Source organism: Erythrobacter sp. SD-21 (assembly GCF_000181515.1).
Lineage (GTDB): Bacteria > Pseudomonadota > Alphaproteobacteria > Sphingomonadales > Sphingomonadaceae > Qipengyuania.
Genome location: NZ_ABCG01000007.1, coordinates 132,575 through 152,444, shown reverse-complemented (window position 1 = coordinate 152,444; position 19,870 = coordinate 132,575). Strand labels below are relative to the sequence as shown.

At 57.4% G+C, this 19,870-nt stretch carries 15 protein-coding genes; 6 read left to right on the top strand and 9 right to left on the bottom strand.

The features are described 5' to 3' along the window. The first annotated feature begins 52 nt into the window (after positions 1–52). The 4 genes from ED21_RS12020 (at position 53) to ED21_RS12005 (ending at position 7,621) form a co-directional block, all read left to right on the top strand. Positions 53–1,663, top strand: coding sequence for an acyl-CoA synthetase (locus ED21_RS12020; protein WP_006834182.1), 1,611 nt, complete (start codon positions 53–55; stop codon positions 1,661–1,663). After that, the gene (locus ED21_RS12015) at positions 1,660–3,297 is read left to right on the top strand and encodes an NAD(P)/FAD-dependent oxidoreductase (RefSeq protein ID WP_006834181.1); all 1,638 of its coding nucleotides are present in this window, start codon (positions 1,660–1,662) and stop codon (positions 3,295–3,297) included. The genes ED21_RS12020 and ED21_RS12015 overlap by 4 nt, the downstream gene beginning before the upstream one ends. Next, a complete protein-coding gene (locus tag ED21_RS12010; protein ID WP_006834180.1) occupies positions 3,294–4,265 on the top strand; it encodes an alpha/beta fold hydrolase in 972 nt (323 codons plus the stop codon). Before ED21_RS12015 ends, ED21_RS12010 begins: the two co-directional genes overlap by 4 nt. A gap of 419 nt (positions 4,266–4,684) precedes the next feature. Next, positions 4,685–7,621, top strand: coding sequence for a TonB-dependent receptor (locus tag ED21_RS12005; RefSeq protein ID WP_006834179.1), 2,937 nt, complete (start codon positions 4,685–4,687; stop codon positions 7,619–7,621). A gap of 440 nt (positions 7,622–8,061) precedes the next feature. Here the strand turns inward: ED21_RS12005 and ED21_RS12000 are convergent, their stop codons facing one another. The 3 genes from ED21_RS12000 to ED21_RS11990 are packed head-to-tail and all read right to left on the bottom strand — an operon-like array spanning position 8,062 to position 12,271. Next, positions 8,062–9,549, bottom strand: a complete 1,488-nt coding sequence (locus ED21_RS12000) for an efflux transporter outer membrane subunit (protein WP_006834178.1) — start codon at positions 9,547–9,549, stop codon at positions 8,062–8,064. A 37-nt stretch (positions 9,550–9,586) separates the two neighbouring features. Then, on the bottom strand, positions 9,587–11,140 hold the full coding sequence (locus ED21_RS11995) for a DHA2 family efflux MFS transporter permease subunit (RefSeq protein ID WP_006834177.1): 1,554 nt from the start codon (positions 11,138–11,140) through the stop codon (positions 9,587–9,589). Between the two features lie 3 nt (positions 11,141–11,143). Next, complete coding sequence (locus tag ED21_RS11990; RefSeq protein ID WP_034922621.1) at positions 11,144–12,271, bottom strand: HlyD family secretion protein; 1,128 nt, start codon at positions 12,269–12,271, stop codon at positions 11,144–11,146. 108 nt (positions 12,272–12,379) lie between these two features. On the opposite strand from ED21_RS11990, the gene ED21_RS16000 reads away from it, so the two are divergent. Both ED21_RS16000 and ED21_RS15205 read left to right on the top strand, forming a co-directional pair. Continuing rightward, complete coding sequence (locus tag ED21_RS16000) at positions 12,380–12,925, top strand: MarR family winged helix-turn-helix transcriptional regulator (RefSeq protein WP_119511589.1); 546 nt, start codon at positions 12,380–12,382, stop codon at positions 12,923–12,925. Beyond that, positions 12,898–13,848 carry an MlaD family protein gene (locus ED21_RS15205; RefSeq protein WP_006834175.1) on the top strand — a complete coding sequence of 317 codons (951 nt, stop codon included), beginning with the start codon at positions 12,898–12,900 and terminating at the stop codon, positions 13,846–13,848. The genes ED21_RS16000 and ED21_RS15205 overlap by 28 nt, the downstream gene beginning before the upstream one ends. A 199-nt stretch (positions 13,849–14,047) precedes the next feature. Here ED21_RS15205 and ED21_RS11980 read toward each other — a convergent pair whose 3' ends face one another. The 6 genes from ED21_RS11980 to ED21_RS14840 all read right to left on the bottom strand — a co-directional run bounded on the left by ED21_RS11980 (position 14,048) and on the right by ED21_RS14840 (position 19,851). After that, positions 14,048–15,703: a recombinase family protein gene (locus ED21_RS11980; RefSeq protein WP_006834174.1), complete on the bottom strand. Its 1,656-nt coding sequence runs from the start codon at positions 15,701–15,703 to the stop codon at positions 14,048–14,050. 640 nt (positions 15,704–16,343) lie between these two features. Then, the gene (locus ED21_RS11975) at positions 16,344–17,642 is read right to left on the bottom strand and encodes a hypothetical protein (protein WP_006834173.1); all 1,299 of its coding nucleotides are present in this window, start codon (positions 17,640–17,642) and stop codon (positions 16,344–16,346) included. 84 nt (positions 17,643–17,726) lie between these two features. Then, positions 17,727–17,954: a hypothetical protein gene (locus ED21_RS11970; RefSeq protein WP_006834172.1), complete on the bottom strand. Its 228-nt coding sequence runs from the start codon at positions 17,952–17,954 to the stop codon at positions 17,727–17,729. Positions 17,955–17,957: 3 nt separating this feature from the next. After that, the gene (locus ED21_RS11965; RefSeq protein ID WP_006834171.1) at positions 17,958–18,593 is read right to left on the bottom strand and encodes a hypothetical protein; all 636 of its coding nucleotides are present in this window, start codon (positions 18,591–18,593) and stop codon (positions 17,958–17,960) included. 84 nt (positions 18,594–18,677) lie between these two features. After that, positions 18,678–19,241 (bottom strand): antitoxin Xre/MbcA/ParS toxin-binding domain-containing protein, encoded by a 564-nt coding sequence (locus ED21_RS14845; protein WP_050784770.1) that lies wholly within the window; start codon positions 19,239–19,241, stop codon positions 18,678–18,680. Further along, positions 19,231–19,851, bottom strand: a complete 621-nt coding sequence (locus tag ED21_RS14840; protein WP_156787458.1) for a MobA/MobL family protein — start codon at positions 19,849–19,851, stop codon at positions 19,231–19,233. Before ED21_RS14840 ends, ED21_RS14845 begins: the two co-directional genes overlap by 11 nt. Positions 19,852–19,870 lie beyond the last annotated feature (19 nt).

Sequence of the window (19,870 nt, the reverse complement as noted above, 5' to 3'; positions counted from 1 at the left end):
AGGCGCACGCTACCGACAAAATCGTGGCCACCAAGGAGAGAGGAATTAATACGTGATCGACTGGAACCTTGGCGACATCCTTGATGCAATCGAACCTGCGGTCCCGGAAGATGCTCCGGCGCTGATTCACGGCGACCGGATCATTAGCTGGCCCGAAATGTCGAAGCGTTCGAACAATTTGGCGCGCAATCTGCGCGCGCAAGGTGCAGGCGACGGGGCGAAGATAGCCTTCTACATGCGCAACCGTTCCGAATACGGGGAATTGATGGCCGCGTGCTTCAAGGGCCGCCTCACGCACGTGAACATCAATTATCGTTACCGTCCCGAGGAGGTTTTCTACATCTTCGACGATTCCGATAGCGAGGTAATTGTTTACAGTTCCGAGTTCCGCGACTGCATTCTTGAACTGAAGGAACGGTTGACCAAGGTTCATACATTTGTAGAAATCGGCGATGCTTCGCAGATCGCTTCCTTCGCGCTTCCTTACGAAAAACTTGTAGAAGGTAACGGCGCGCCTCTCGATATCGAGCGTTCTCCCGATGACCTGCTGTTCATATATACAGGCGGTACCACCGGCATGCCCAAGGGCGTGATGTGGCGACACGATGATATGCGCAAGGCTCAGCTCGACGCGCAAAAGCTGCTGGGTCCGGTTCCCCAGACCATGGAGGAAATGGTGGCCCTGGTGAAGCAGGGCGAGCTTGCGCGCATCACTTTGCCGGCGTGCCCGCTGATGCATGGAACCGGGTTCATTACTGCTATTGGCACGCTCATGTCGGGCGGGGCCATCGTCACGCTGTCCGATCCATCCTTCGACGCGGAAGAATTGTGGGATGCGGTGGACCAGCACAAGGTGCAGAGCATCGCCATTGTCGGTGACGCTTTTGCCAAACCCATGCTGCAGGCGCTGGACGCCCACCCGAAGCGCTGGGACACGAGCAGCCTGATTTCGATCATCTCGTCCGGCGTCATGTGGAGTAAACAGGTAAAGGCGGGCCTGTGCAAACATATCCCCCAGGTCATCCTCATGGACAGTTTTGGCGCTTCGGAAGGGCTGGGCTACGGCTTGTCGGTGACGACCGCACAGGGCGGCACCAACACCGCGAAATTCGGGATCGGGGAATTTTGCGACGTATTCGACGAGAACGACCGGAAGGTCGAGGCGGGGAGCGGCGTGCCCGGCTTTATTGCCCGCAAGGGCGCAATCCCCACAGGATACTACAAGGACCCGGAAAAGTCGGCCAAGACTTTCAGGACGATCGATGGCGTGCGTTACTCCATCCCGGGCGACTGGTGCCGGGTGGAATCCGATGGAAGCCTGACCTTGCTGGGCCGCGGCAGCGTCTGCATCAACACCGCAGGTGAAAAGGTTTACCCCGAGGAGGTGGAGGAAGTGCTCAAAACCCATCCCGCCATTGCCGACGCGCTTGTCGTCGGGGTGCCTGACGAAAAATGGGGCGAAGCGGTGACCGCTGTGGTGCATTTGACCCAGGATGCGGACTTCGACGCGCAAGCGATCAAGGATCACGTGCGCCAGCAACTGGCAGGTTACAAAACGCCCAAGGCGATTTGCCCAACGCAAACCGCCTTGCGCGCGTCAAACGGCAAGGCGGATTATACTACGGCTAAAGACATCGCGAAAGCGGGTGCCGGGGCCTCGTGAGCCATTCGCCCCCTCCTGACTATGATGTCGTAATCGTCGGGGCCGGGTTCAGCGGAATATACCTGCTTTACAAGCTGCGTCAGGCGGGGTTCGATGTTCTGCTGGTAGACGCAGCGGAGCAGCCGGGCGGAATCTGGTACTGGAACCGCTATCCGGGAGCACGGGTCGATTCCCAGGTTCCACTTTACGAATTTTCCATTGCGGAAGTATGGAAAAGCTGGACGTGGAGCGAACGATTTCCAGGCTGGGAAGAACTGCGCGCCTATTTCCTCCACGTCTGCGATACGCTCGACCTCTGGCCGGCAATGCGAATGAAAACACGGGTCGAAAGCGCGCCGTTCGATGAAGACACCGCCTGCTGGCGATTGAAGCTCGACGATGGCGGAAAAGTAAGCGCGCGTTTCCTCTTGCCGGCCCTGGGGTTCGCCTCGAAACCCTACATTCCCGATATCCTGGGCCTTAGCGATTTCGAAGGCGAATGGTGCCATACCGCCCGCTGGCCGCAGGAAGGCATCGACCTTTCCGGCCGCCGGATCGCCCTGATCGGCACGGGTGCCAGCGGCGTACAGGTGGCGCAGGAGGCGGCAAGCTGCGCGGAGCAGCTGACGCTTTTTCAGCGAACCCCGATTCTCGCCCTTCCCATGCGGCAGGAAAAACTGGACGCTGATCGTCAGCTTCGCGAAAAATCCGAATATCCCGCTGTCTTCCACAAAAGGCTTACGACAAGTGGCGGTTTCGAATGCCAATCGCTGGACATCTCGGCCCTGGCTGTGACCGAGGAAGAGCGGACTACGCATTTCGAGGATTTGTGGCAGCGAGGAGGGTTGCGCTTCTGGTATCATAATTTCGCTGACATACTGACGAACGAGGACGCCAATCGCCACGCCTACGAGTTCTGGTGTGACAAGGTGCGCGAGCGGATCTGCGACCCGACCATTGCCGAGAAGCTCGCTCCCGATGAGCCGCCACATCCCTTCGGGACCAAGCGACCATCGCTCGAACAGAATTATTACGAGATCTTCGCACAAGACAATGTTACGCTGGTCGATCTGAACGACACCGCGATCACTCGCGTCACCGAGGCCGGGATAGAAACAGCCACTGGCATGATCCCGTGCGATCTCATTGTCTTCGCGACCAGCTTCGATGCCGGTCGTGGCGGGCTCATCGACATGAACATCACCGGCCGCGGTCGGCTGGCGCTGGCAGAAGCATGGAAGAGTGAGATCAAAGCCTATCTGGGCATGGCCGTCGCCCAATTTCCGAACATGCTGTTCGCCTACGGCCCGCTCAGCCCTTCAGGCTTTTCCAACGGTCCGACAAGCGCCGAAATCCAGGGTGACTGGATCTGCGATTTCCGGATCTGGCTGCGCGATAACAGGATCGGCCTTTTCGAAGCCGATGCGCTGGCCGAGCGAAGCTGGACCGATATGGTCGCCCAAGTAGGGTCGATGACGCTCTTCCCCAAGGCTGAATCGTGGTACATGGGCGCCAATATTCCCGGCAAACCCCGACAACTGATCAATTTCCCCAGCGTATCTGGTTACGCCGATCTATGCCACGATGTCGCACGGCACGATTATCGTGGTTTTATCAGGAATACACTATCCGGTATGGAGACTGCGCCGAAATGAATGAAATGAAACCAATCCACGACGGGTCAACAGATATTGATCCCGTATGGGCCGGCGACGGGGCGGATATACCCGAATGGTTCGCCTGGGCGCTGAGCGTGCCCCGTGAGGAAGGCTTCGTAGAGGTTGGTGGCGCGCGGGTGCATTATCTTCGCTGGGGCAGGCGTGACCGGCCCAAATTGCTCATGACTCACGGTTTTCTCGCCCATGCCCGCTGCTTTGCCTTCATCGCACCGTACCTTGCCGAAGACTACGACGTGGTGGCGTTCGATCTGGCCGGTATGGGCGATAGCGAGATGCGCGGCGTGGCCGATATAGCTGCGCGGGGAAAGGAATTTGTCGAGATCAGCGAAGCGCTCGATTTGTTTGCGGATGGAAGCAGACCGACGATCATCGCCCATAGTTTCGGCTCGGGTGCAGCGCTGACCGCCGTTTCCCAATCGCCGGATGCCTTCGCCGGCGTTATTGTCTGCGATCTCATGGTGATGCGGCCCGAAAAGCTGGAGAAATACTGGACCATGGGCAGATCGAGCCCCGGGTCGGGTAATCCTGACAAACCGGTGCGACGCTACCCGACCTACGAAGCGGCGCGCGAGAGGTATATCCTGTCGCCGCCGCAGGCAGTTGGTGAGCCGTTCCTGATGGATTACATGGCCTATCACTCTCTCCGCCGCGATGGCGAGGAGTGGACATGGAAGTTTTCTCCCGAAGTGTTCCGGCGCAGCAACAAGCCCGACGAATGGCTGACAGTAGGCCAGAGGCTGGTCGATGCGCCCGGGCGCAAAGCGATTGTGTACGGCGAGAAAAGTCAGCTCTTTGATCGCGTTTCCGCCCGCTATATCCGGGAACTGGGAGGGGGAAAGATACCAATTGTTGCAGTGCCCGATGCACGCCATCATCTCATGCTGGATCAGCCGCTCGCGTTCGTCGCTGCGCTTCGGGCGGTACTGGCCTTTTGGAGCCTCTGAGATCCCCCATACTAAGAGGCTGGTTCCTGGTCAGAGGCCAGCGAGATGGGGGCAAAGGGCGTCCATATTCATCTTGTACTATATCCGAACTATTGTCGCCGTCGGCACGGCGAACGCTTCGTTGGTCTCGATGCCAGCTGGGGCAAAAGCTTTATCGGGAGCAACTCGCTTAGCGCGCCAACCATTGCTGATCTTTAGCAAACGTTCACTCCGCGTGCGATCTGGATCGTGGCCCATGGGGTCAAAAGATAAGGCGCTTTACTAATATCACGCGGATGTATATGCCCATGGACGGGGATTGGGCTAATTCTCTCCCTCTCCTCTCCACAGACTAAGGGGCGACCCTCGAGGTCGCCCCATTTTGCAGTAAGCGGCGGAGCCAATTATCGTCGCACTGAAGAGATGGGAAGGGATGCTATATGACACTGAGAGCGATGGTGCTCGCCACTTCGGCCATCTTGGCTTGGCCGCAGATGGCTTTAGCGCAGGATCCCACAACTGATGAGGCGGAACCCCAAGGATCCGTAATCATCGTTACGGCCCAACGCCAATCTCAAAGTCTGCAAGAGGTGCCGATCGCGGTCAGTGCCTTCGATGCTACGGCTCTCGAAAGCCAGCAGATCGAAAACGCTGCTGACCTTCAATTGACGCTCCCGAACGTCTCATTTTCGAAGGGCAACTTCACCGGGTCGTCCTTCACCATCCGTGGTATCGGCGATCTTTGTGTTGGTGTGACGTGTGACGCAGCGACGGCTATCCATATCAATGGTTCCCCTCTTTTTGGTACCCGGCTGTTCGAAACAGAATATTTTGACCTTGAGCGAATTGAGGTCCTACGGGGGCCGCAGGGCACCCTCTTCGGCCGCAACGCTACCTCGGGTGTTGTCAACCTTGTGACAGCCAAGCCTGACCTCGGTTCTTTCGGCGCGGCCGGAGAGTTCGAGTATGGGAATTACAACAGCATCAAGGCCGAAGGGATGGTCAATGTCCCGATCGGCGATTCTATCGGCGTTCGGGTAGCCGGATTCTTTCTGAATCGCGACGGTTACACCACAAACCTTTTCGACAATTCGGATGTCGACGACCGAGACATGTACGCTGTTCGTGGTTCTCTTCGTTTTGAACCCGGTGCCGATACCACTCTCGACTTCATGGCATATTATTTCAGGGAAGATGACACCCGTTTACGTAATCAAAAGCAGGCCTGCCAGCGTGACCCGCTCGGCGTGCTGGGTTGTCTGAACAATCGCCGCGACTTTGACATCACCAATGCCAATTCCACAGTCGGCGCAACGCTCAGTTCGCAAGAGTTCTTCGCTATTCAGGGAATTCCCTCAGTACTGGGATTGGGAAGCCTGTACGGCCCCGACGCATTTGCAGGATTCGATAAGCCCGACGATGTGCGCACGGTAAACACGGCGTATACTCCATTCTATTTTGCCGATGAAGTGCAGCTACAGGCCCGTCTCGAGCAGCGCATCGGAGCTATGACACTGACTGCAACCGGTCTTTATCAGGACACCGAAGTCGATTCCCGGCAGGACTACTTTCTGGGCATTCAGGATCGTACCGGCTTTGCTACGGCCTTGAACGTGTTGTCCGGCTTCGCGGCCAACGGTTTGCCTACCGGCCTCCCCGCACCTGCACCGGCGTTCGTGCCAGGTTCGTCGGCGTATTTTACCCCGATTGTGGAGGCTCTCATCCCCAATGGCCCAGGGGGCGTATTGTGCACCTCCGATAACGATGATGGGAACAGGGGCGCGTTCGAAGGTAATGTATTGTGCGGCGAAACGCCGCTATCCTTCGACAGGTCTTCAGAGCAACGCGAATCCTGGAGCGGCGAAATCCTCCTTTCCAGTGATTTCGACGGAGCATTCAATTTCCTGCTCGGAGGGATCTATGCAAAGTCCAAGACTACCGACAACAGTTACTATGTAAACTCATTCGCGCTTGACTACGCCAGTGCCATTCTGGGATCGTTTGGTACTTTGGCAGGCGGTGCACCGCCATCCTACTTCGCAACATCCATGTACCGCAACAATTCTCTCGAGGCTAATCTTGAGAGCTTCGGTGTGTTCGGGGAGATCTACGTCGACCTGACCGAGCGTCTGACCTTCACCGGAGGTTTGCGGTATAACGACGACAAGAAAGACGTGACTGCGCGCACGACCTTGATTAGCTTCCTCAATCCTTACGCGAATGACGGGGAGCCGTTCGACAGCCCGATCACTCCCTTAACCGGTCCCTCTGGTCTTTTTGATGCCGATCCTGGTACGCCAGGTGAGCAGCTAACGCAATTTAGAGAAGTAGGTTTCGATGAAATAACCGGGCGTGCGGTGCTCGACTACGAAGTTACGCCTGACAATTCGATTTACGCATCTTATGCCAGGGGCTATAAATCCGGGGGTATCAACCCGCCCCTTTCGCCCGTTTTCGATGTGGCTGAAAGCTTCGGATCAGAAACCATCGACGCATTTGAAATCGGATCGAAAAATACCTTTGCGAATGGCGCACTGCAATTAAACGCTACTGCATTCTACTATAAGTATAGCGGGTTGCAGCTTAGCCGCATCGTCGCCCGTACCTCAGTTAATGATACTATCGATGCCGATATCTGGGGTGTGGAACTAGAGTCCGTTATCCGGCCCGATCCCGATTGGCTTGTCAACTTGACGTTCAGTTATCTCAACGCGGAAGTTGCCGGCGACCAGTTCTTCTCCAATCCGCGCGACCCGGGTGGCGGCGATCCTGATGCCGTCATCATCAAGGATATTAGCAACGGTGCTAATTGTGCCGTAACCGGGCCAGCCCCCGGCGCGGCCGACGCATTCGTGGCCGGAGTGAACGCAGCTCTGGGTCTTCGTGGTCCCGAAGAATTTCCTAATGACGGCAATCTTGCGTCAAGCGGCGCATTCAGCATTTGCGATGTCTTGGCCGGAGCCGTTCCGGCGGGCAGCGGCCTTGCGGTATTAAGCCCTGGCGTAGAGGTCAACATAAAAGGGAACAAGTTGCCGCAGGCCCCCGAAATGAAGGTTTCGATGGGTGTGCAGTACACCGCCACTTTCGACAATGGCATGACTCTGGTTCCTCGCGTGGACGTAGCGCTGACTGGTGAGCAATACGGCAATATCTTTAACGGCAGGGTCAACCGGATCGAGCCATTCGTGCAAGCCAACGCGATCGTGCAGTTGAACAGTGCGGATGAGCGTTGGTTCGTGCGCGGATTTGTTCAGAACATTTTCGACAGCAGCTCGGTGACAGGATTGTACTTGACCGACGCATCCTCGGGGAATTTTACCAATATCTACACTTTGGATCCTCGTAGATATGGTGTTGCTTTGGGGTTCAGTTTCTAACAGGTCCAGATCGTGTTGGCGGGGAGATCGGTGGTCCTCCCAACGACCCGAACGGACAGTGCCAGCTAGTTCGTATTTCGACCCATGACTTTATAGCTTTTCCAGAGCGGCGTAATGCTCGATGACCGCCTCGTAAGCCTACCGACGAGGCGGTCATCGAACCGGCCAAATGCGAGCTGCACTCGAAATGCCTGTACGATCGCTCGTTGATGTCGCTACGAGATGCTCGCGGAAAGCTTAAGGCCTTACATAGAAACGACAATGAAGAGTCACCGAATAGTGCAATCGGGATATCCGATGGTGATACTGGCAAACGCACTCTGCGAAAGGCGGAAACATGCTGACCCCTATGATCCAAGATTGGGTCGTAGTGCACGAGGTGCTGACGCGTTAGGAAAAGTTGGAAGGGGCTGCGGGGCAGACTTCTGAGAAAACTTATCCTAACTCTGTTCAGGTTTCATAACTGATTTTCGATCGACCGGAGCTGGCTCAACCGACGTGCGATTGTCGCGAGACAATTCGACCCATCCCAACCCAAGCGACTTCTGGATCGCGATCCAGCCATTTGTCATGGCGGCGATCGCCCGATCGAGATTTGCTCTGGCCTGTTCGCGCTTGCGGATCGAAGTGTTGAGTTCGCCTTGCGAGATTACCCCCGCGGCGCGGCGTTGCTCGTTAAGCTCCGCAGCCGTGTCGGCCTGCCGACTGATCTGCGCCAGCGCGGCTACGTTGGCTCTTTGTTGCCCGAACCGAGCAAGCGATTGTTCGGCGTCGCGTAGTGCGCCCAGGACCACTTCAAGATAGCGCGCTTCGGCCTCGTCGCGCGCACTCTCGGCCTGATCGATCGATGCTGCCGTGCGGCCGAAATCAAGCAGGTTCCACTGCAGCCGCGGCAAAGCGATTGCCGATAAGTTGCCCGGGTCCAGGATGTCGTCGGGCTCCGATCCGCCCAAACCGAGAATCCCCATGAAGGAAATCTTGGGGAAGCGAGCAGCCTCTGCCACGCCAATGCGCGCATTCGCCGCGGCCAGCATGCGTTCGGCGGCTCGAACATCCGGCCGCCGCGCTATTAGCGCTGCGGGATCGCCCACCGCGACCCGTTCGGGGGGAAGCGGAATTTCGGCCTGAGCCGCCAGGAGCCCGTCGAGTGCGCCGGGCGCTTCGCCCGTCAGCACCGCGAGCGTGTCTTTGAATACATCGATGTCCGCTTGAGCTTCCGCGATCTGCGACTTGAGCAGTTCGAGCTCGGCGTTCGCGTTACCGACCGGGAACAGCGCGAGAGCGCCCTGTGTATAGCGCTGATAGGTCAGTTCGAGAATTTGCTGCTGCAAGTCGCGCTCTCGCTGGACAAGCTCGAGCCGCCCTTGCGCTTCTCGCAGGCTCACATACGCCCGCGCGATTTCGGCGGCGAGCTGGACTTTCGCATCCTCGGCGTTCGCCACCGAGGCCGCAGCCTGAGCGTTAATGGCCTCGACACGCCGTGCCTGCCCCCCAGCGAAATCGATCTCCCAGTTTGCATTGAGCCCGACGTTGTAGACGCTGAGGCTGTCCTGCTCTTCGGTGTCTGCAGGAGCGCCGGGCGATCCCGGGGGCGGGCCACTGCCGATATCTAGCCCTGGGATATTCGCCTGGACCGCAGTCGCCTGCGCAGCCACGGCGGGTAGCCGGTTGGCGCGCTCCTGGCGGACAGAAGCCCTTGCCTGTTCGATGCGAGCGCGCGCCGCGGCCACGCCCGGATTGCCGACCAGCGCGCGCGCCTCCAGTTCATTGAGAACCGGATCGCCGAGCAGCGTCCACCAGTCGCCGGCAATCGGCGCAAACGGATCGATTTCGGGGCCGGCGCGTACGAACGCATTGCCTGCGGCGGTCGCAAGTTGCGGGGGACCGGCATAGTCGGGACCGGACATGCAACCCGCGAGGAGCGCCATGGGAGCGAGGAGGGTTAGGGTCTTGCGCATAGAGTTCTCAGTGCATCGAAAGGGATAAGTTCTTCGGGAGAGGCTTGAGGAACAGTACCAGCGGCACCGTGACCAGGGTAATCGCGCCCATGGCGAAAAAGACATCGTTGTAGGTCATCACGAACGCATCGCGCTGAATGATGCCGGAAAGCATCTCCAGCGCGGCCTGTGGGCTGCCCAGCGACGCCGTCATGCCGTCCAGGTATTCCTGTAGCCGGGGGCTGTTAGCGTTGAGGGTTTCTTCCATGCGTCGACTATGATGCCACTGGCGCTGATCCTGGAACGAGGCAAGCCCCGCGAGCGCGAACGAGCCCCCGAGGTTTCGCGCCGCGTTGAAGATGCCCGAAGCATCGCCGGCATCCTCCTTGGCAACCGAAGCTACCGTCGCCTGGTTGAGGAACATCATCGTGAGGATCATGCCGATGCCACGCAGGAACTGGCTTTCGGTGAACACTCCACCTCCCGATTCCGCTGTCAGATTTATGCTGACGAAACAGCTTAGCGCCATGATGAACATGCCCGCGCCGACCGCAATGCGGATGTGAATCCTGCGGATCATGAACGGGAGAACGGGCATCAACAGGAAAGCCGGAACGCCCATCCAGAAGATCACAAGTCCGGTCTGCAAGGCATTATAATCGGAAATTATCGCGAGAAATTGCGGGATCACGTAGGTCGAGCCATACATGACCATGCCAAGCGCCAGTGCCATCACCACGACGCTGGCAAACTGCCTGCTGAGCATCAGGCGCAATTTGAGCACGGGTTTGCGCGCGTAAAGCTGTCCGTAGGTCAGAAGTGCAAAACCCACGACCGTCATCAGTGTGAGCTGGACGATCAGCGTGGAATCGAACCACTCCTCGCGGTGGCCTTCTTCCAGAACGATGGTCAGCCCACCCAACCCAAGGATCATACCAGCTATTCCCGCCCAATCAGCCTCGCGCAGGTAAACCCAGTCGGGCTTTTCATGGGGTAGCCCGATGAATAGTAAAGCAAGGAGCAACGCGCAGACGGGCACGTTGACGAAGAAGGCGTAGTGCCAGCTCAGGTTCTCGGTAAGCCAGCCCCCCACCAACGGGCCCATTACCGGCCCAAGAACCACGGTCATTCCGAAGAGCGCCATGCCGATCGGCTGTTGCGATGGAGGCAGTCGCTTTGCGACGATGGTCATAGCGGTTGGAATAAGCGCGCCGCCCATGAACCCTTGACCGGTGCGACCGATGATCATCGTCGTCAGATCGGTGGCAATGCCGCACAACACCGAAAAGGCCGTGAAGGCAGAAACCGCGACGATGAGCAGCGTGCGAAGGCCGAGCAGTCTTTCCAGCCACGCGCTCAGAGGGATGATGATGATCTCGGCAACAAGGAAGGCTGTCGCGATCCAGGTGCCTTCGGTTCCGGTCGCGCCGATTTCCCCCTGGATCGTCGGCAGCGCCGAATTGACGATCGAGATGTCAAGCGTTGCCAGCATCGCCCCCAGCGCACCGGCGGCTACGGCGATCCAGGCCGTAGCATCGGCCTTTTCGACCGGCGGCGAAACCGCTGCAGCGGCGCCTGCCATCGGTCAGTCTCCGGCCGCGTTGCGGATCGAATCGAGTTGGTCTCTAGCGGCGCGCGTATCGACACTCGCGACAACAGACATGCCCGGCACCAGCAGACGCAGGATCTCGGGCGAAGCCTGAATGGATATGCGCACCGGGACGCGCTGAACGATCTTGGTGAAATTACCCGTCGCGTTTTGCGGAGGTAGGATCGAGAATTCTGCCCCGGTCCCGGGGGCGATGCTTTCCACTCTTCCTAATAGCTCGAGGTCCGGCAGCGCGTCGATTTCCAAGGTGACGGGTTGCCCCGGGCGGACAAGTCCGAGCTGCGTTTCCTTGAAATTTGCTGTCACGTAGAGGCGGTCGGTCGGTACGAGGCTCATAAGGCGTTGGCCAGGCTGGACAAATTGTCCAGGTCGGACCGTGAGGTCACCCACCCGCCCGGAAATACTGGCCTGGAGCGTGGTCGATGCCAGGTTCAGACGGGCGGCCTCGAGTTGCGCACGAGCGGCGTTGGCTTGCGAATTGGCCTGGTCTATCTGCTCGCTAAGCGTGTTCTGTCGGCGCTGTGCCGCCGTGAGCGCGGCGCGCGCTGCCGCGACTTGAGCCTGCGCTTCTCTGGCCTGGGCCTCCAGCTGATCGAGCCTCTCGCGCGGCTCCGCTCCCGAAGCGGCAAGGGGGCGGTACCGGACAACCTGCTCAGCAGCGAGACCAGCCTGTGCAGATGCTGCTGCGAGCTGTGCACGGGCCTGGGCAATTGCCGCGTCCTGCTCTTGTTGCTGGGCGCGTACCGTATCTGCTCCGGCGAGCGACGCGGCGATCTGGGCTTCGACCTGGTTCGTTTGGGCACGATAATCTCGCACGTCCAGCTGGACAAGTGCATCGCCCGACGCGACCGTTTGATTCTCCGTCACTAATACGCGCTCGACGTAGCCCGCAATTTTGGGGGAGATGATGACGCTGTCGGCGGCAATATAAGCGTTGTCGGTGGACTGCTGGAATCTGCCGTACGTCTGATGATTGTAATACCAGTAGCTCCCGGCGAGCAGGACCAGAATGCCGGCGATCAGCAGACCCAGCCGGACCCGCGGACTGGACAACCCCGTCGGACGTGCGCCTTCATCGCTAGCCCCTGCTGTCTCGTCCGCCATGATTATTTCGCTCCTCGCCATCGTTTGAGCCGCTGCGCGAGCGATATAGCGGCCAAAACAAAATGCGAAAGTCCTTTACTATTTTTCTCCGATCGATAGGAATGTCTCATGCCAGAAGATGAGGGCACTCTCGCACTCGACAATGTCATCACCCACGATGATCGAGCGATCTTCATGATGGACCAGATCAGCCGCGCCGCGCGCAAGGCATTCGATGACCGAGCACAGCCGCTGAGCCTCAATCGTACGCAGTGGCGTGTGTTGGCGCAGCTCATCAGAGCTCCTGCCCTGAACCAGACGGACATCGCCAGGAGACTTGAAATCACATCCTCCAGCAGCGGCCTGGAAGACATGACGCCTTCGCGCTTGAGTGACCGGACGCGGCTTGCGCAAGTCATAGCAATATTCGGTCGCCACGGGCGGGGCGGCATCACGCCCGTGTTGGGACTAGGCCGATCTCAAACCAAAACACATTCGACGCGCCCGGATGCCCCGCTCGTGGCGATTGCGCCAGGGGACGAACCTCGGTCATGTTCTATAGCGGACAACCGAATGGAGCATGCGGGACGCGAACTTTCATTGCACCGGCCCTCTGCCGGACGAACAAACCGCTGGCGGCGTGCTAGATGGAAACTAACGCAAACTTCTCCCTAGTGGCGTGGATCGTTGGCATTCTGATGCTTACGACCATCGCTTTCGCGATGTGGCTAATCGATCCCAGACCAAATCAGGAAACATATCAGATCAAGTTTGATCGCTCCGTGGAAGGCCTTCAGTCGGGATCGACTGTAACACTATCGGGAGTCCCTGTGGGACAGGTAACATCGGTCCGTCTGGCGGAAAATGAACCGGAAAACGTGGTCGTTGTTCTGACTCTCGATCCTTCTGCGGCGAAAGTCCACGGCCTTGAAGCGACAATCAGCACGGATCTGATAACTGGAGAGGCTGCGCTCGTGCTCGAGGGCCGACGGGGTCGTCAGGGCATTTACACCGACAAGTCAGGAAAAAAGATCATTCCCGCCGCGGACGAAACCGGACTATTGGGGAGGGATGCGACCGCCACTGTAGAGACCGTGGCAAATAGCATTCGCGCTCTGAACGAAGGACTGGAGCCAGAAAAGCAACGGGTGATCACCTCCGATCTTGTCCGGCTTCGAGTCACGACGGCCGCACTCGCATCGGACGCCGAAGGTTGGGACGAACGATTGGCCTCAACAAAAGGAAGATTGTTAGACTTAGGGCAAAGGGTTGGTGGATGGGGAAATAATCTTCGAGATGCAGATCGGCGGATCTCAGGGCGGAGCGCTTCTGCTATCGCGCAACGACGCCTTCGCCAATTCAGGGAGGGGGTGCAGAACGCTGAAAACAAACTTTCCCAGATAAGGAGTGGCATTCCGGCGGTCGAAGATTCTTTGGTTGAAGGTGAAACGGACCTTCGCGAGCTTAGTCGCGAACTTGCTCCTCTCAGTGAAAAAATCGAAGATATTCAGGTTGAGGGAATTACATCAAATCCTCCCCTCCCAGACTATCGGCCAAAAAGAAGAGAAGCTGGAACGAATATCGATGATTTAAAGTAAACCGAACGGATGACTGCTTCCGGGCAGAGCGCGCAGCCCGTAGAATAGCGGAGATTGGAGCGCAAAGCGGATAACGACCTACTCCGCGGTCAAGTTTGAAATTGAAATTCCGAGTCCTAAAAAAGGCATCGAACCAATACATTAGAGGGATTTTGCGGGCCTTTTGCGGGCTTTTCAGCTTGACCGAAATATCTAAACATCAGAAATTAAACGGAAAAGAAGTTCGAATGTGATGCCTCTTCTGGCACCACCCCCGGTCAAAAATGGGCACTTCGCCCATGTCGGGGTTTGCGTTTGCAACCAGCGCCTTCTCTAGGGCATCTTTCGTGCCGAAGATCCGCACTTCGTCGTTGGTCAGTTCGACCTTCCCAACAAACAGGCGAACGTATGCGGCTCGAAATTTTGGGTCACCTTCCCGCAAGGCATTTGAAATGCGCTTTGCGAAGCCCTCGATCATCTTTCCATCGATGCGAGCTTTCGAGGTCGAAAGCTGAAGCTCAAGGCTTTTCTCCTCTGCCTTGAGTGCAGACTTTCGTGATTGGTTGTGCGCCATTCTTTGGACGAAAATCGGATCGGCAGCCTGCATGGCTCCAGACTCGATCATTGTGAGCAAGTTGCTGATAGCCTTGTCCACCTTGGTAAGTTCCGATCTGGTCATCGCCAGATCTTTGCGCCGGTTGTTCTCGAGGCTTTCGGATCGAGCCAGCAAATGCTCCAGGAGCTCAAGGAGACGATCGCGACGGAAAATGCGCTTGATGAGCTGCTCGATAACGATTTCGTCTAGGTCCTCACGGCGGATGGCTTTCAGATTACAGGTGTGCGCGCCCATATTCACGCGGGCCCGGCAACTGTAGTAATGGTACTGTCCGCCCCTACCGGTGCGCACGGTAAGGCCTTCTCCGCAATCTGGGCAGCCGCATCGGGCTATAGATGCCGGGAGCATGGTCTTCCCGTTCGTAACTCGAGGGGGCGTTACCGTCGGTGCTCGCTTCGCTCGCAATGCCGCCACTTCCAGATACTCGGCTTCCGAAATGATCGCGGGACATGGGACGACGATCCAGTTTTCTTCGGGGATCGGTTCCTTAAACTCGTTACGTTTGCCGTCGAAATAGTAGCCTCGGTAATGCGTTCGTTTAAGAATGGCGTCCGTATTTGAGTTGTTGAACCGTCCACCCCGAAGAGTGAAGCCTCGCTCATTGAGCCACATCGCGATGCCACGTGCACCCAATGGTCCCTCACCATCGCCATGGCGGGCGAGTCGAAAAATCTTACGGACGACCTCTGCCTCATCTTCGATAATATCCAGCTTCTTTTTCTCTTTGTCGCCGCGCTTTTCGACCACGATTGATTGGTAGCCGAAAGGGACTGGCCCACCGTTGAAGAACCCTTCCATCGCATTGGCGTTCATGGCCCGAATCGTGTTCATCGCGCACTGATCGGAATTGTGCTGATTGAAGGCGCCCACCATGCTGCGCATCAGGTTACCGTTCGCGCCCTTAACGAAATTCTCGGTTACCGAGCGAAAATCAACACCTGCAGCCTGTAATTGTGCGAACGTTGTGGTCTGTACCGCCAGGTCGCGGGCGAAACGGCTGAGTGAGTTGACAACAATCAGGTCGTAGGGATGAGACTTGTCCAACGCGCGTCTGAGCATCTTATTGAACTGGGGTCGATCTCCACCTTTTCCGCTTACTCCAGGCTCTTCGAAAACCTCGACAAGCTCGATAGCGTTATCATCGCAAAACTGCTGAATCTTGTGGATTTGACTGGTTAGGCTTGTGCGATGATCTGCTTGGTCTTCGGTGCTAACTCGGACATATGCGCAAGCGCGCAATATCGGCTGTGAAGCGGTCATTTGCGAATTGTTCCATAAGATAAACAATGCCGAGCGCTGTCGTGCGAGACGCGTGGCAATGGATGATAGTCGACGTCGACGGTCGCACTATGGTGAGGCTAGAGCGCCGACGTTCAAGGCTGCGATGACATGGGAGGTGCCTCTGTACGCCCCAACTTACTCGGGATCATTTTCCTCCTCTGGACTAATTTCGCTTGCTGTCTCTTCACGACATCCAAGCAAATCCTCCAATGATGCTCCAAGGTAAGACTGGATCACGGCAATTTCGTTTTCCAATCGTCCGATACGGTCGGGAAGATTGCACACGACGCGCCGCTCTGGGCAGGCACCTGCCCCAAGCTTGTCCTTAGAAAGTGTGGGTATAGGCGAATGAAACGACATTCGCTTTGTTTGGAGAGCGGCTCAGGTCGCCTTGGCGACCGGGTGGCCTAATACATTCTACAATCTACTGCCATCCCCACCTTCTCCTCTCGAGAAACGCAGCCTAACCGCGTTTTTTGATCACCTTTTCACTATCACATTGCCAGCCGAATGGAGTGCTGAAGCGCCAGTCCTCGGGCTGGCTGTTGAGCGCATCCCACGCGCGATCAAAAATCTCTCGACCGCGACGACGCTGGTCGAAGTCCAGTTCCAGTGGCGGCTAAAAGCTCTGTGCCTCTTTTCCCTTCATACTCTTGGGTAGGTGTTCACCGTCGCGCAGAAACTCGATGCGAAAGACGTGAAAGAGCTGGCGCAGACGTAGCTTGTGCGCGTCCTCTGCCTTCTTGTCGGAAGCTTTCAACACTCGCGGAAGGTGGGTGTTGAGCATGGCGCGCAAGTCATCAGTGGTCGATGCCGTCCCCGCCAGTCTCGAAAGTTCATACGCGCGGGCAGCGACAATCGCAGTGCGGTGGACGGCCGATATTCTGGCGGACAGCATGTCGGCTCCCTGGCCGGCTTTGCTGTTCCCATCTGGGTGCTTCATCAACGCCTGAAGGCTATCAAAATACGGATCGGCGAGCGCCTGCGCACCGCTGAGCATTGCTTCGACTCTCTCGATGGAAGGGCGGCCGAAACTTGCGATGATCGCCGCTTCGTTTTCGCGATTCAGCCGACCGTACCCATGCCTTTTTGCTCTCGCCTCGATCTTGTTGATCACACGCTTGTCCGTGATGCGATCGACGCCGCCGTCAACGCAATTGCGAAAGTGCACGACCATTTCCTCAGCTAAGCGATATTCCTCAAGCTTGGGCCGAAAGACTTGGCCGATGGTGTATCGCTTCGTCGGCCCCAATTCCCTTGCACCGTCGATCGGCTGGTAAAGCAAGCGCCATCCCAGACACGCTTCACGCTGCAGTTCGAACAGGGCCCAAATTACGTACATCGCCGCCGCAGCTTGGATCAGGGCTACAAGGGCATTTGACTCTTTCCCGGCTCTTTCGATCATCGCTGGGACGGCTTCGAGTTCGCCAGAAAGAAGCGCTTGGACGATGTCAGAGTGAGCGTGAGCGATCTCATAGAGACTTTGCGCTATCTCCTCCGGTTCGCAGGGAATGGGCTGGCCGACGTGAGACAAGGCGTGTCGTCCGCTCTCGCTTGGGTCTGCCTCTCCCCACACAAGCTGATCCAGGATCAACTCGGAGGCCTCGATCGCCCTGTCCTTGATTGCACGATCTTCAGAAGACGTACGGCAATTTATCATCCATTCAATTCGGCCGCGTATTGCATCGACGCCGGCGGGAAGGTCAGCGAAGTGAATATGCGGCGCCTGCAATAAGGGATTTCGCGCCTCGCAAAGATCAGAAAGCTCAAGAAGAGCGTCTCCGATTGTATCGGGAGAGACGGTGTTTGCCGTGGAGAAGTGTCGAGGGTCGCTCGCAAGGCACTGGGCGATCCCAGTGGCGGTGCTCGCTGGCAATAACTGAGCGAGGGTAAAATCTTCAGGCTTGTTCTGGAACACTCAAAACTCCATTTTCGACCGGTTCTCGGATGAACCGTGATGAGTCCTGAGTGCTCCCTGAAATTAGAAGGCTTTCGGGGTTCGTCAAGAACAAACTGGAAACGCGTGCATTTGAGCCAGCAGATCAAGAGCATCGTCGAGTTGGCGTTCTATTAGCGCCAGGTCGTTACTCAGCTTCTCGCGTTGGTCAGGGTCGGGTGCAATTGAGCCGGTCTCTAGGATGGCATGCGCCAAGGCCTCTTGCCGACCTTCCACGTCTTCCAGGATTTCGATCAATTCGAGCGACAACCGGAGAAAATCATAAAGCTCCATAGCTCAGCTGCCCCACCAAGGTTCGGGTGCAGGCGGTGCTTGCCAGAAGCGAGGATTGCCGCCCGCCGCGGCGATGTAGTCGTACGCTTCGCCGCGGGTTGCCAAGCTTGGTTTGCTCTTACCAAGAATGCGGTGAATCTCGCCGATGAGGTAATGCTGTGAGCGGCTGATGATCTTGCTCCGCCACCCCTTGCGGTGAAATGCATCAGATTGACGAAAGTCATCGATTTCTTGCCGATAGATCCCTTCCAGCCGCCGCCACTGGAGCCACGTGCCCTGGGCTAGGCACCAATCCCGCAGATTCGGCACCTCAAGCGCACGGCGAATTGCTTCAACGAAAGTTTCCTGGCGAGAGTTCGGACCTTGGAGCCTTCCTTGCAAGGCGGCCCAAGGCACAGAAAGCAAGCCAGTCAGCGCCAAACTGTCGAGATCGAGACCACCGTTAACTTCGAAGGCGAAGCCGAGATAGTATTTCAGGTTATCGCGGCTCGCCTCGACGTCGCAGCGTCGCTTCCCGTATTGCCAAATCTCTCTCTTCAAATCTTCAAGCGGGACTATCTCGCCATGCTGTTCTGAGTCTTCGTCGAACCGCGCGAGTAAGTCGCGAAGGCGCGGATCTGGGTACTTGATTGCTGCCACAGCTGCCTCCTCGGATGTGAGGGACTCGGGCTAGCGAGAACACCCGGCGGCCTTGGCGACCGGGTGCCCTGATAGTTTATCATCTCATGGCCCAGCGAGCTGGGCGAAAAGGTAGCCCCGGACTGCGTGAATGGATTCCGCGTTGCCGTCCGCCATCAGCTCGAGCGCTGAACGGCCATTGAAAAGAGGCGCCTTATTTGCCGCGCGCATCCATTCGTCCGCGCGCGTGGCGATTGGCAGCAGGATGTTGATAGCTCCGAAAATCTCGATCAGGCCCGACACCCGATCAACCAAAACCGGGTCCAGATCCGCAATGGTATGGGTTCGCAGGCTGGTGAGATCTTTTCCGCTATCGAGCCCGAGAATAGATAGGAGTTCCTTTCGGCTTAGACGCCACGCATCGGCGAGGCAGTCGATGACCTTGAAAGCTTCTACTCGGACCTCATGCTGGGATCGAACCAAGAATTTGGTCTCGACCTGACCCATTGTCTCCAGCACCGCCCACATGGCAGAGTCTCGAAGCGCCTCACATAACTCAGTCGCCTTCACGTCGTGAAGATTGCTCGGTACTGCGCCATCGCTGTTCGCTGCCAACTGGATCATTAGCACGAATTGCAGGCGCGTGAGCCAGCCTAGGTTATCTGCCATTTTCGCGCTCCAGCCACTTGGTCCACGCCTGGTCGACGACTTCGCGGCCGTCATCGGTCGCTAAAGGCTTGGCAAACTTCCCGAATCCAGATGGCAGGATTCGTCTGGCAGGGAGAAGGATGTGGACATGTGGAGCACCAGGCCGAGCCGCGCGTGCTGGCACGTGCATCACGCAGACCGCCGCTAAATTATACACTCGCACCATCTGTTCGAGGGTAAATGCTCGAGCTGTTTCCCACGCTTCGTGGAGTGTCATGACCTGAGGCAGCAATTCGGTTTCGGGAAACCGCAATGTGACGATGATAGCGAGGTCTTTCAGGCTAAATCCCTGATCGTCATACGCCTTGGCGAGGGTGAGGGGGTCACTCCATGCATCTGGAGCGCCGGCAGGCAGGAGAACGTCGTGACGGTAGCAGGTCGGCATTGACCAGTTGCTTGGATCATCCGGTCGCGAAACCGGAAACAGACGACGAAATATCGCCGAGCTCGCTGTGCGAGTCTCTCCGTTGTTTGACGAAGCTTGGATTACCCCGAAACTGATATTCGTGTGGTCGCCGGTAAGCGGCTCGTAATCCAAGCCGGGCGGCGTGTTATGTTTCTTGATCGCCATCTCAGAACCGCCCCAAATG

Bases quoted from the DNA above. Each gene is read 5' to 3' on its own strand.
- ED21_RS11970 (WP_006834172.1), bottom strand. From the start codon at position 17,954: ATGGAGCTTTATGATTTTCTCCGGTTGTCGCTCGAATTGATCGAAATC.
- ED21_RS11995 (WP_006834177.1), bottom strand. From the start codon at position 11,140: ATGGCAGGCGCCGCTGCAGCGGTTTCGCCGCCGGTCGAAAAGGCCGAT.
- ED21_RS15205 (WP_006834175.1), top strand. From the start codon at position 12,898: ATGGAAACTAACGCAAACTTCTCCCTAGTGGCGTGGATCGTTGGCATT.
- ED21_RS12010 (WP_006834180.1), top strand. From the start codon at position 3,294: ATGAATGAAATGAAACCAATCCACGACGGGTCAACAGATATTGATCCC.
- ED21_RS11990 (WP_034922621.1), bottom strand. From the start codon at position 12,271: ATGGCGGACGAGACAGCAGGGGCTAGCGATGAAGGCGCACGTCCGACG.
- ED21_RS16000 (WP_119511589.1), top strand. From the start codon at position 12,380: ATGCCAGAAGATGAGGGCACTCTCGCACTCGACAATGTCATCACCCAC.
- ED21_RS14845 (WP_050784770.1), bottom strand. From the start codon at position 19,241: ATGGCAGATAACCTAGGCTGGCTCACGCGCCTGCAATTCGTGCTAATG.
- ED21_RS12005 (WP_006834179.1), top strand. From the start codon at position 4,685: ATGACACTGAGAGCGATGGTGCTCGCCACTTCGGCCATCTTGGCTTGG.
- ED21_RS11980 (WP_006834174.1), bottom strand. From the start codon at position 15,703: ATGACCGCTTCACAGCCGATATTGCGCGCTTGCGCATATGTCCGAGTT.
- ED21_RS12000 (WP_006834178.1), bottom strand. From the start codon at position 9,549: ATGGCGCTCCTCGCGGGTTGCATGTCCGGTCCCGACTATGCCGGTCCC.
- ED21_RS14840 (WP_156787458.1), bottom strand. From the start codon at position 19,851: ATGGCGATCAAGAAACATAACACGCCGCCCGGCTTGGATTACGAGCCG.